Genomic DNA, 11,594 nt, shown 5'->3' with positions numbered 1-11,594 from the left:
TCACGCTTTTTATCAGAAAATGTTGTAGTTTCTTAGCAGGCATTTCTCAGTTAAGAAATCTGACTTTAAAGATGTTTACTGACTGTTCTCGTCTTCGCTCGAACTGACACTTCTAGTGTATATTTTTTTACGTCAGTTCGAGCGATAGCGGCAGGCGACCCTGTCGAGAACCTCTATTTCCTACTGAATCAAGCCTTAAATCTTAATAAAATTAACCTTCAAAGTCTTCTCTATTTGGTTGATGACTTTCATTTCGTATTTATCTACAAAACAGATGGATATCCCTCTTTTTCCTGCTCTGGCTGTTCTACCACTTCTGTGGGTATACGCTTCTATTTGTTCTGGTAATTGATAATGAATCACAAAGGCCACGTCTTCTACATCAACTCCACGGGCAGAAATATCGGTTGCTACCAAGACTTTGATTCTGCCTTTGATAAAAGCTCTCATTACTTTATCTCTGTCACGCTGACCTAGGTCTCCATGAAGTGCATCTGCCGAAATGTGTTTACCCATAAGTTTACGTGCTACCACTTCCGTATCTGCTCTGGTTCTGCAAAACACAATGCCTTTAGCAGCCCCTTGAGATTTCAAAAACTCATATACGTAGTCAAACTTTTGACTCTGTTCACAGATAAAAAACTGGTGTTCAATTTTAGTATTGATCTCCACATTTTTACTAACCGAAATTCGGTGTAAGCCTGGGTTCATAAATCTTGTAATAAGACTTTGCAAAGCCACAGGAATAGTAGCCGAAAATAGCCATTTTGCAGAGCTTCTATGAATAGTGTCCATCACTCTTTCTAGCTCATCTTTAAAGCCCATGCTTAGCATTTCATCGGCTTCATCTAGGACTATTGTCTTAACTTCGCTTAAATCTATAGCACCTCTGTTTATTAAATCTAGCAATCTACCAGGTGTGGCCACTACTATTTGAGTAGGACGTTTTAGGTTTGCTATTTGTATCTCTATCTTTTCACCACCATAAATAGCCTCTGTGAATACTTTTGGGCCGTATTTTGTCAATTTGAACAATTGCTTGGCAATTTGTTGACATAACTCTCTTGTTGGAGCTAAAACCAAACCTTGAATATGTTTTTTATCCTCCGATACGAGGTGTAAAAGCGGCAAACCGAATGCAATAGTTTTTCCGGTTCCGGTAGGAGCTTGACCTATTAAATCTCCTTTATTTGCCAATAAATAAGGAATTGCCTTTTGTTGTATCTCTGACGGTTTTTGGATTTTCAAATCGCCCAAAGCCTTGATAAATGACGCAGCAACCCCCAATTGTTTAAAACTCTCCACTTCCAATGTATTTTTTTGAAACGCAAAGGTAGTTATAAACGGGTGTATTGTCAGTACTTGCTTTCCGACTCCTATTTTTTATCATAAGAGGTGAAGGATTTGCTTTAAGTATGCTTTAAATCAGCTGTTTATTTTTTTAGGGCTGTGCTTTAAAGACTTATGGCTATGAAAAAGAGTGTTCTGTTTTCTAGTGAGTTACTTATATTAATTCTTTCCGTTACCAGAATTCCCGAAATTGACAATTGGAAATAGAGCTAAGCTTCAAAATGTTTTTTTACCAAAGCAATCTTTTGATTGTCTGTCATTTTATCTGCCGCTAATACATCAATTTTAATCTCCCTAAAATGTAAATCCTTGTTGAGGTAATTGTGAAGTTCTACCTTAGCATTGGTAGGGCCAAAAAGAAGTACATGATTATATTTCAATATCTCAGCCGAAATTTCTTTGTAAAAAGCACCTAGCATTTGTTGCCTTTTATTGTGCATGAGATTCTCACTTTTTTGTTTGGCTTCATCTTGCATCTCAAAATCAAATTCCGAGTTGATGATTTTTATTTCTTCTTTTAAATTGATTAAATGTGCCGCGGAATGGTCCATCCAGATGCCTAAAATTTTTCTCGTATTCATTGTATTATTTGTTTAATTCAAAGTAAAAATGACGTCTTATCTTAATTTTAGTTCTGTGGACGGGCCTCAGTGCTAGTCACTAGGGGTTTTGATGACTCTACCGTCTTCCATGGTAATTATTCTGTGGGTGTTTGCCGCAAAATCAGGGTCGTGGGTTACTATCAATAAAGACTGCTGATACTCTTCTGCCAGTTCTTTGAAAATGTCAAAAACCACATCGCCATTCTTTTTATCTAAATTACCGGTGGGTTCATCGCCCATAATAATTAGAGGTTCGTTTATAAGTGCTCGTGCTATAGCTACTCGCTGCTTTTGCCCTCCGCTTATTTGGTTTGGGTATTTTAAAGCTTCTTTTTCTATTCCTAAAATTCTCAATTTTTCATAAGCATGATGCTCCACTTCTTTTGGTGTCAGTTTGCCTAGTTTTAAACCTGGTAGCATTACATTTTGAAGGTTATTAAATTCACTAAGTAAATAATGAAACTGGAAAACAAAACCTATCTTTTCATTTCTAACTTTTGCTAACTCTTCATCAATTTTGTTTGTCATAGAAACCCCATCCAAAAATAACTCGCCTTCATAGCTAGTATCCATAGTAGATAAGATATAAAGCAAGGTAGATTTCCCGCATCCAGACTTCCCCATGACAGACACAAATTCCCCTGCACGGATAGCAAAACTAACATCATTAAGTACCTGCACGGTAATAGGATCATGAAATGACTTACAAATATCTACAGCTTCTATTATTTTCTTTTTCTCCATGTTTATTTACCTCTTATAATATCCACAGGGTCTACTTTACTTGCTTTTTTAGACGGAAAGTAACCCGCCAAATAGGTGGTAATGATAGAAAATGCCGCACCTATTACATAAAACATTGGATTATAGTTGATTGGGTAGGTTTTGACCGCAGGCATAGAGGCGTTGTTAAAAGGAATAATACCAATCAATGCTGAAAAACCTAAACCAAAAATCAAGCCCAGTATACCACCCACTAAGCCAATGGTTAGAGCAATAGTTAAGAAAATGGCATTGACATCTTTCCCAGAAAAACCAGTTGCCTTCAGTATCGCAATAGAATCCATTTTCTCATATATCATCATGTTCAAGATATTGAAAATACCAAAACCTGAAACAATGAGTAAGGTAATACCCACGGCGTAAGAAATAAGTGTTCGTACGGAGCTTCCTGTTTCAAATTGGGCATTGGCAGTTTGTATATCAATGGCTTCTGTATCAAATAGCTCATGGTATCTTTTTGCCAATGCAGGAGCCATGGCTATATCCTTTATCTTGACTTGAATATCCGTAACGTAGCTGGCTGGTTTACCAAGCATCTTCTGCGTGGTGGCCAGTGTGGTATAGCTTTGAACTTTATCGAGCTCATCCATTCCAGATTGAAAAAAGCCAACCACTTTTAAAGTGAAACGTGTGCCATTGCTTGTGGTAATTTGAATATTATCACCCAGCTGAGCTAGCATTTTGTCGGCGGCACCTTTTCCTAAAATGATACTGTTAGGTGTATTTTTAAGGTCAATAGTTTGCCCTTCTACCACGTAATCTTTAAAACTGAAAAGCCTACTTTCTTCTTCTACATCTATTCCGTTTATAACACCAGTAAGGTTAATGTCTCCTATATTATAAAAAACAGGCATGGTAGTTTTAGGAGCTACGCCACGTACGTTTTGGTCATTTTTCAATGCCTTAATGATGGCATCACTATTCCGAATATCTAAAAGCTCATTTTTTGGCTTTATATGTCGTACAAAATGATAGGACTCAGGAAACTCGCTAGAGCGGGCTATCGGTTGTGTTTTAGAAGGCAAAATTTCATTATATAGCCTTACATGTGGTGTACGGTTTAAAATTAGACTATCTAGCAAATCATTTAAACCACCCATAAAACTTAGCAATGCAATAAACATGGCAATACTGAAGGTTACTCCAAAAGCGGCTACCATGGTTTGTTTTAGGCGTGCTAGTAGCAAAGCCAATGAAATCTCGGTGATGAGTTTTAGTTTCATTGCTCAGGAAGAACGAGTTCTTCGTTTAGACCTATTCCTGATAATATTTCTACCATCTGATAGTCTTTCAGACCCGTTTTTACGGTTACCTTTTCACCAGATTTATTTACCACGGTAGAATCGTTTAGTAGATAATTTCTTGGGATTAGCAGAGCATCTTTTTTGGTGCTAATCACCACATTGGCCTCAAAAGAAATATTAGGATAAAGTACAGCAGGTGCTTTTACAAATTCAGCTTCGATGGTAAAAGTTTTACTCTGCAAATTCATGATGGGGTTAATCTTAGAAACCACCGCATTAAAAACAGAATCTTGATAGCTATTTAACACCACTAGTACAGGCATCCCTAATTTGACCGTTACTATGTCATATTCATCAATTTGCATCTCTAATACATACTTTTCGCCATCACCTATAACAGCAAATGGAACCTGCGGACTTAAAAATTCTCCTTTTTCTATGTTTAGCTGATATACTCTACCTTTTACTTTACTCTTAACTAAGTAGTCGCTATTACTTTTATTACTTATTAAAAGGTTGTTTTGGGCTTGTTTAGAAAGGTACTTTAATTGCCTATCTAGTTCGCCGAGTTTTTCCTGTGCAGATTTGAAGTTGGCCTTAGCACTCTTATAGGCCAGTTCTTTTTGTTCCAGGGTTACTTTACTACCTATGTTTTGTTTCCACAGGTTCTTTTGCCTTTCCAGATTAATGGAGTCACTCTTCATTTGACTTTCGGTCAAATTGACGTAAGATTTTGCCTCCTCTAATTTTCCACGATTAATATTTAATGCATTAAATTCATTTGTTAGTCGTAGGTTTTCTGTTCTCAATTTTTGAGTCTCATCCAAAATAGATAGTAAAGGCGAACCGATTTCTACTTCAGCACCTTCATCTACAAAAACATCATTGACAATGCCGCTTACGGTAGCATAAGCTTGGTACTGATTTTTACTTTTTAAAACGCCCGATGCGTAAACTGACTCAGTAATATCTTGAGTTACGGGCTTCATAGTTTCTTGGTCAGATTGGCAAGCCGCCAAAAGAATGAATAGAAACAGTGACGAGTATGTTGCGTTATTCTGCAAAGACTAATTCTTTAATGTGATTATGGAAGATAGTCATTTAAACTATGATTGCATGATATCTTGCAGGCTTAAAGAAGCTTCTTTGATTATAATCATATTTCTCTCGATTATTTTATGACCAAACGTAGTCTTTAAGCTGCCGACCTGAAATTTCAATGAGCCTATCTAGTTTCGAGCAATGACCGTATTAAACTGTAAACGAAATGACTTCTACAATCCAGTTGTTGTCAAAATAGCATTGTTTTATTTAACCTAACGTAATATTCAATAGCTCATAATAGTGTACAGTTAATCAAACTTTCCTTTCAAACCTCAGCATCTGCAGATTTCTCATTTCTATTAATAATTATTAACATTCTTAGTAAATTATAACAAGTCTTTTAGACCTACTTTTGTATCTGTAATTGGCTTGTTATTCCTTATATATTTGGCGAACTTTGCGGCCAAATGGACTGTTGAGAATTAGTAAAACCGTCAATTACTAAAAATAAGAGAATGACTGAAGAAAACGTAGAAGTTTTGATATTGGGCTCAGGCCCTGCAGGATATACTGCCGCTATTTATGCTGGAAGAGCTGGACTTAGGCCTGTTATGTATCAGGGTGGGCAGCCTGGTGGACAATTAACCATCACAAATGATGTAGAAAACTACCCAGGTTATCCTGATGGAGTTCAAGGTCCTGCTATGATGGAGGAGTTTAGAAAACAAGCAGAAAGATTTGGTTTAGATAATCGCTATGGTATGGCTACTTCGGTAGATTTCACTACGCCATTAGCTCACAAAGTAATTATAGACGAAAATAAAGTAATTATAGCCAAAGCTGTGATTATAGCTACGGGTGCATCTGCCAAGTGGTTAGGTTTAGAGTCTGAAGATAGATTAAACGGAAGTGGTGTTTCTGCTTGTGCTGTTTGTGATGGTTTCTTTTATAGAGGTCATGAAGTAGTGGTAGTAGGAGCAGGAGATACAGCTTGTGAAGAAGCACATTATCTTTCTAAGCTTTGTAAGAAAGTTACCATGCTGGTAAGACGTGACGAATTTAGAGCTTCTACCATTATGCAACAGAGAGTGGAGAATACAGAGAACATTGAGGTATTGTTTAATACGTCAACTGTAGAGGTGCTTGGAGAAAAAGAAGTAGAAGGAGTTAAAGTAATTAATAATAAGACCAAGGAAGAATCTGTTATTACTGCAACAGGATTTTTTGTGGCCATCGGACATAAACCAAACACTGATATTTTCAAAGGTTGGTTAAATCTGGATGAAACTGGCTATATTAATGCTGAGAAAGGTACATCTAAAACCAATATTGAAGGAGTTTTTGCTTCCGGAGATGCCATGGATAAGATTTACCGCCAAGCAGTAACAGCTGCGGGTACTGGCTGTATGGCCGCTTTAGATGCTGAAAGATATTTAGCCGCTCACGAATAAAATACTATGTTAAGAAGTTTTTTAGTTTTGGTTCTTCTGTGTGCTGTGCAAGTTTCCTTTGCTCAGAGAGAGCGTGGAAAAGTAATTAAAGCACCCAAGATTTTTCAGAAGAAAATGGAGACTACGGAAACTCCATCTAATGAGTCTCAAACTCAAGACTTGAATAATACTTTTCAAGACGAGGTGGATTTCCAGTTTGAAGAAGAACCAAAACTAAGATTCTCTAATTCTTTTGAAAAGAAAGAAACAGAATTTAAAGCTCCTTCTAACTATCCTGGTTCAGAGTCGCTTGGTGGTGGCATGGTGGAAATTGAGCCAATAAAAAAGCTCAACGAAAACATTCACGAAGACCCAAATACATTGGATGAGGGTGAACTGATGATTGTGGAAATTGAAGACGGTGCTAGGTTTCCAGGAACCGACGAAATGGTTAAAATAGCCAGTTATTTCTCTATATGGGATAATACTTATGTCAATCCTTACGGTATAAATCCAAGAGAGTTCAATGACGTTATTCCTATCAAACTTTATGATTTGACCAAAGGCAGATATTGGGCTCCGCCTTTAGATGCATGTCCTGTAACGTCTCATTTTAAGTTTAGATGGGGAAGATGGCACAGAGGTACAGATATTGACCTTGAAACAGGCGATCCTGTATATGCGGCTTTTGATGGTGTCATAAGAATTTCATCATACAGAGGTGCTTTAGGAAGAGCTGTAGTAATTCGTCATTACAATGGTTTGGAGACTGTTTACGGTCACATGTCAAAACTTAATTTCCCTGTAAATACGGTAGTAAAAGCAGGCGATGAAATTGGTAGAGGAGGTAATACAGGAAGAAGTTCTGGTTCTCACCTTCACTTTGAAACACGTTACGAAGGGACACCTTTTGACGCGGGCAATATCTTTGATTTTCAAAGAGAAAATACACAGATAAGAATGCAGGAGTTTTTGATGACTGCAAAAATGTATAATTACCTGAGAGGAGGTTCGCCAAGAGTGGCTTTGGGTGATGTGGATGCATCACAACATGAAGAAGAGCTAGACCCAACTATGGAAGTAGAAGGTGATGTAGGTGCAGACGACTTTGAAGATGATTTTGAAGAAGAAATTCCTGCCGAGGTAGTTCAGAAAGTGTGGTACCGAGTAAAGCCAGGTGATAACCTGACCAAAATTGCACGTAACTTTAATGTAACTGTTTCTGAAATCTGTAGTCTGAACAAGATTAGCTCCTACAAAAAACTATATGTAGGTATCAGGTTAAGAGTAAAATAATTATGGCTGTAAAATTAGATATTTTGGTGATGGCTGTTCACCCAGACGACGCCGAACTGGGTTGTAGCGGAACCATTGCAAAGCACATTTCTATGGGCTATAAAGTAGGTATCGTTGATTTTACACGGGGAGAGCTTGGAACAAGAGGTTCTGCTGAAATTAGAGATGAAGAAGCTGCGGCATCAGCCAAAGTGATGGGTTTGGCTGCTAGAGAAAACCTTGGTTTTAGAGATGGTTTCTTTAAAAACGACGAAGAGCACCAGGTGAAGTTAATGCAGGTTATTCGTAAGTATCAGCCAGAAATTGTTTTAGCAAATGGCATTGAAGATAGGCATCCGGACCATGGTAGGTCATCTGCATTGGCAGTAGATGCGTGTTTTTATGCAGGACTAAGAATGGTGCCTACTTTTAATGAAGATGGCTCACCGCAAAAAGAATGGCGTCCAAAGCATCTTTACCATTATATTCAGGATAGGTATATTGAGCCTAATTTTGTCATTGATATCACTGATTTTTGGGATGTGAAAGATAAAGCGATAAGAGCTTTTGGGAGTCAATTTTATGACCCAAATAGTGCGGACCCGCAGAGTTATATTTCGTCTCCTGACTTTTTAAATTTTGTAGAAGCTCGTGCCAGAGAAATGGGGCACAAAATAGGAGTGAGATATGGCGAGGGTTTTACTTCGTATCAAACCCAAGGCGTTTCGGACTTAATGAAGTTATCCTAGCTACCAATATTTACCTTTATTGGTCCATATTTTTTTCAAGCCTCTTAGTAAAATTATCAAGTGATTAAATAGGGTAGGAACTAATCCAAAATGTTCTTTCAAGACTATAAATCTATCTTTCAAAGATTTTTCAAGCTGCTGATTAGAAACACCACCTTCTAAATAATTAGATAGAGGCTCATCTAAAAACACTTGTTTTTTAGATGCTTTAAAGCTTTTAATTTCCCAGTCTACATCAGCACTAAGATTATTCATAATATAAGCAGGAGCAATGCTTTTATGCACCAACAGCGCCTGGTGGCACACCAACATGCCAAAGCGTAAGTCTTTCCAGTTTATATCAGTTTTTAGCTTATGAGGAGTTAGCTCCGACCGTAGTCCTCTAGCTATTCCATCATCATTTACAAAAAGTGCATCGCCATAAACTAAGTCGGTTTCAGCAGTTACTTTAGAAAATATGTTTGATAAGGTTTTACTAGTTGCTATTTCGTCACCCGCGTTCATAAACCAAACAAAGTCTCCGCTGGCTAAGCGGAGACCTTTATTCATGGCATCATAAATGCCTTCATCCTTTTCAGATAAAAACGTATCAATGTGCTGCGAGTATTGCTCGCAAATAGCCTTGGTTTTGTCTTTAGAATTTCCATCTACTATAATGTACTCAAAATCGGTAAAGGTTTGACTAATAACACTCTTAATGGTGCGTTCTAAAACCTTTTCTGCATTATACGTTATAGTAATGATAGAAACCTTCGGCATTATTCACTTCTTTGAGCATCTACCACGGCTAAAGAAACCATGTTAACTATTTCTCTAACGCTAGCACCCATCTGCAAAATCTTAACAGGTTTTTTAAGCCCCATCACTATTGGTCCTATTTTCTCAATATCTGCAATTTCTTTTACCATGTTATAGGCAATGTTAGCTGAAGATAAATTAGGGAAAATGAAAGTGTTTGCACTTCCATCAGCCAAATCACTAAACGGATGGTTGGTTTTTAGCAACTCATGGTCAAAGGCCAAGTGAGCTTGCATTTCACCATCAACAATCCAGTCTGGGTATTTTTTCTTAAGTTCTGCCACGGCAGCTCTCATACGCATAGGAGCGGGCCCTTCGGCCACGGAGCCAAAGTTAGAGTATGTTAAGAAAGCTATTCTTGGGGTGATATTAAACTTGCGTACCTCTTCGGCAGCTAGTTCTGCTATTTCTACTAATTCTTCTACCGATGGGTCAAAATTAATGGTGGTATCTGCCAAAAATAAAGGACCAAAACGGCTCATAAGAATGTACATTCCAGATACTTTTCTAAGCCCAGGACGCTTTCCAATAATTTGAATAGCAGGTCTGATAGTTTCTGGATAGTTTCTTGTTTGACCACCTATCATAGCATCAGCAGCACCATTTTTAACCATCATGGCTCCAAAATAGCTACGACGTTTCATGATGCCATGAGCTTCATCATGCGTAAATCCTTTTCTTTTTCTTAGCTCGTAAAACTGATTTCCGTAATCGTCAAGAGTTTTAGGGTTGGCTTGAGATGGGTCTAATATTTCTACACCATCTAGGTCTAAACTATTACTCTCTATAATTTCACAAATTGTCTTTTTGTTTCCAAGAAGTATTGGAATAGCCAAGCCCTCGTTCACCACTTCTTGAGCAGCTTTTAGTACGTTAATATTCTCAGCATCTGCAAAAACTACTCTTTTCGGGTTCTGCTTAGCTTTATTGTGAATGATTTTCAAAAGACTGTTGTCTTGACCAAGCCTTTTTGAAAGCTGTAATTCATATTCATCCCAGTCTGTAATTGGGCTTTTAGCCACCCCAGAATCCATAGCGGCTTTTGCTACGGCAGGAGCTACCGAAGTAAGCAAACGTGGGTCTACCGGTTTTGGAATTATATAATCTTTTCCAAAAGTCAGGTTATCCGTTCCGTAAGCAAGGTTCACCATTTCTGGTACCTGTTTCTTTGCCAAATCAGCTAGTGCATGAACAGCGGCTAGTTTCATGGCCTCATTAATTTCACTCGATTTTACGTCTAAAGCTCCTCTGAAAATATAAGGAAAACCTAGTACGTTATTAACTTGGTTAGGATAATCTGACCTACCTGTGGCCATGATGATATCTTGTCTTACGCTAGTGGCATCTTCATAAGTAATTTCTGGGTCAGGATTTGCCATGGCAAAAACTATGCAATCCTTAGCCATTGTTTTGACCATCTCCTTTTTCAATGTTCCACCTCGTGATAAACCAATGAATACATCGGCACCATCTACGGCCTGGCTCAAAGTAGTTTCAGGAGCCATATTATCATTGACAAAGTCTGCTTTTTTACCAGAAAGGTTATCCCTTTCTGGGTGAATAAGTCCTTTGCTATCAAACATAAAAACATTCTTTTTTTTTGCTCCTAAAGAGACGTAAAGTTTGCTACATGAAATAGCGGAAGCACCAGCTCCATTCACAATGATTTTGACTTTTTCAATGTCTTTACCCACTATTTCTAAGGCATTTATCAAAGCAGCAGCAGAGATGATTGCCGTTCCATGCTGGTCATCATGCATCACAGGAATATTTAATTCCTTTTTAAGTCTTTCTTCTATTTCAAAGCAAGCTGGAGCAGAAATGTCTTCCAAATTGACCCCACCAAAAGTAGGCTCCATGATTTTGACAGTTCTAACAAACTCGTCTACATCGGTAGTATTTAACTCAATGTCAAAAACATCGATATCCGCATATATTTTGAATAAAAGACCTTTGCCTTCCATTACAGGTTTACTAGCTTCTGGGCCAATATCGCCTAAGCCTAAAACCGCAGTTCCATTACTGATTACCGCTACTAAATTGCCTTTGGCAGTATATTTATAAACGTCGTCTTTATTCTCTGCAATAGCCAAACACGGTACTGCTACACCTGGTGAATATGCGAGCGAGAGGTCTCTTTGGTTGGCGTATTCCTTTGTAGGTATAACTTCAATTTTACCCGGTCTGCCTTTCGAATGATATAAAAGAGCTTCTTTGTTTAAGTTTTGATTTTTGTCCATTTCTTACAAAAGATGAATTTGGCAGCAATTTAGACATTCAAATCTCCTTTTCTCAATAGAGTATTAAAAAATGATTCAA

General features: G+C 37.8%; 10 protein-coding genes. 3 read left to right on the top strand and 7 right to left on the bottom strand.

Features of this window, described 5'->3' with window-relative positions:
• Positions 1-195 precede the first annotated feature (195 nt).
• The 5 genes from AC0L6O_RS13910 to AC0L6O_RS13890 form a co-directional block, all read right to left on the bottom strand.
• Positions 196-1,305, bottom strand: a complete 1,110-nt coding sequence (locus tag AC0L6O_RS13910) for a DEAD/DEAH box helicase (protein WP_473303175.1) — start codon at positions 1,303-1,305, stop codon at positions 196-198.
• Between the two features lie 254 nt (positions 1,306-1,559).
• Positions 1,560-1,931: a hypothetical protein gene (locus AC0L6O_RS13905; RefSeq protein WP_473303174.1), complete on the bottom strand. Its 372-nt coding sequence runs from the start codon at positions 1,929-1,931 to the stop codon at positions 1,560-1,562.
• 72 nt (positions 1,932-2,003) lie between these two features.
• Positions 2,004-2,696: an ABC transporter ATP-binding protein gene (locus tag AC0L6O_RS13900; protein WP_341224842.1), complete on the bottom strand. Its 693-nt coding sequence runs from the start codon at positions 2,694-2,696 to the stop codon at positions 2,004-2,006.
• 2 nt (positions 2,697-2,698) lie between these two features.
• A complete protein-coding gene (locus AC0L6O_RS13895; protein ID WP_473303171.1) occupies positions 2,699-3,958 on the bottom strand; it encodes an ABC transporter permease in 1,260 nt (419 codons plus the stop codon).
• Positions 3,955-4,968 (bottom strand): efflux RND transporter periplasmic adaptor subunit, encoded by a 1,014-nt coding sequence (locus AC0L6O_RS13890; RefSeq protein WP_473303169.1) that lies wholly within the window; start codon positions 4,966-4,968, stop codon positions 3,955-3,957. Before AC0L6O_RS13890 ends, AC0L6O_RS13895 begins: the two co-directional genes overlap by 4 nt.
• Before the next feature lie 570 nt (positions 4,969-5,538).
• Here AC0L6O_RS13890 and trxB point away from each other — a divergent pair.
• Genes trxB through bshB1 form a run of 3 tightly spaced genes read left to right on the top strand, consistent with a single transcriptional unit; the run spans position 5,539 to position 8,477 of the window.
• Positions 5,539-6,474, top strand: coding sequence for a thioredoxin-disulfide reductase (gene trxB, locus AC0L6O_RS13885; protein ID WP_473303167.1), 936 nt, complete (start codon positions 5,539-5,541; stop codon positions 6,472-6,474).
• Positions 6,475-6,480: 6 nt separating this feature from the next.
• Entirely contained in the window at positions 6,481-7,749 is a 1,269-nt protein-coding gene (locus tag AC0L6O_RS13880; protein ID WP_473303165.1) for a peptidoglycan DD-metalloendopeptidase family protein, read from the top strand.
• Between the two features lie 2 nt (positions 7,750-7,751).
• A complete protein-coding gene (bshB1, locus tag AC0L6O_RS13875) occupies positions 7,752-8,477 on the top strand; it encodes a bacillithiol biosynthesis deacetylase BshB1 (protein WP_473303163.1) in 726 nt (241 codons plus the stop codon).
• Here bshB1 and AC0L6O_RS13870 read toward each other — a convergent pair whose 3' ends face one another.
• Both AC0L6O_RS13870 and AC0L6O_RS13865 read right to left on the bottom strand, forming a co-directional pair.
• Positions 8,478-9,236 carry a glycosyltransferase family 2 protein gene (locus tag AC0L6O_RS13870; protein ID WP_473303161.1) on the bottom strand — a complete coding sequence of 253 codons (759 nt, stop codon included), beginning with the start codon at positions 9,234-9,236 and terminating at the stop codon, positions 8,478-8,480.
• The gene (locus AC0L6O_RS13865; protein WP_473303159.1) at positions 9,236-11,515 is read right to left on the bottom strand and encodes an NADP-dependent malic enzyme; all 2,280 of its coding nucleotides are present in this window, start codon (positions 11,513-11,515) and stop codon (positions 9,236-9,238) included. Before AC0L6O_RS13865 ends, AC0L6O_RS13870 begins: the two co-directional genes overlap by 1 nt.
• Positions 11,516-11,594 lie beyond the last annotated feature (79 nt).

Source organism: Arcticibacterium sp. GJ41-1 (assembly GCF_055808875.1).
This window is presented reverse-complemented; position numbering and strand designations above follow the sequence as displayed.

What these genes read in the sequence shown, in the direction of transcription:
- AC0L6O_RS13905 (WP_473303174.1), bottom strand. Translation starts at nt 1,931, where the DNA reads ATGAATACGAGAAAAATTTTAGGCATCTGGATGGACCATTCCGCGGCA.
- AC0L6O_RS13900 (WP_341224842.1), bottom strand. Translation starts at nt 2,696, where the DNA reads ATGGAGAAAAAGAAAATAATAGAAGCTGTAGATATTTGTAAGTCATTT.
- AC0L6O_RS13895 (WP_473303171.1), bottom strand. Translation starts at nt 3,958, where the DNA reads ATGAAACTAAAACTCATCACCGAGATTTCATTGGCTTTGCTACTAGCA.
- AC0L6O_RS13890 (WP_473303169.1), bottom strand. Translation starts at nt 4,968, where the DNA reads ATGAAGCCCGTAACTCAAGATATTACTGAGTCAGTTTACGCATCGGGC.
- trxB (WP_473303167.1), top strand. Translation starts at nt 5,539, where the DNA reads ATGACTGAAGAAAACGTAGAAGTTTTGATATTGGGCTCAGGCCCTGCA.
- AC0L6O_RS13880 (WP_473303165.1), top strand. Translation starts at nt 6,481, where the DNA reads ATGTTAAGAAGTTTTTTAGTTTTGGTTCTTCTGTGTGCTGTGCAAGTT.
- bshB1 (WP_473303163.1), top strand. Translation starts at nt 7,752, where the DNA reads ATGGCTGTAAAATTAGATATTTTGGTGATGGCTGTTCACCCAGACGAC.
- AC0L6O_RS13870 (WP_473303161.1), bottom strand. Translation starts at nt 9,236, where the DNA reads ATGCCGAAGGTTTCTATCATTACTATAACGTATAATGCAGAAAAGGTT.
- AC0L6O_RS13865 (WP_473303159.1), bottom strand. Translation starts at nt 11,515, where the DNA reads ATGGACAAAAATCAAAACTTAAACAAAGAAGCTCTTTTATATCATTCG.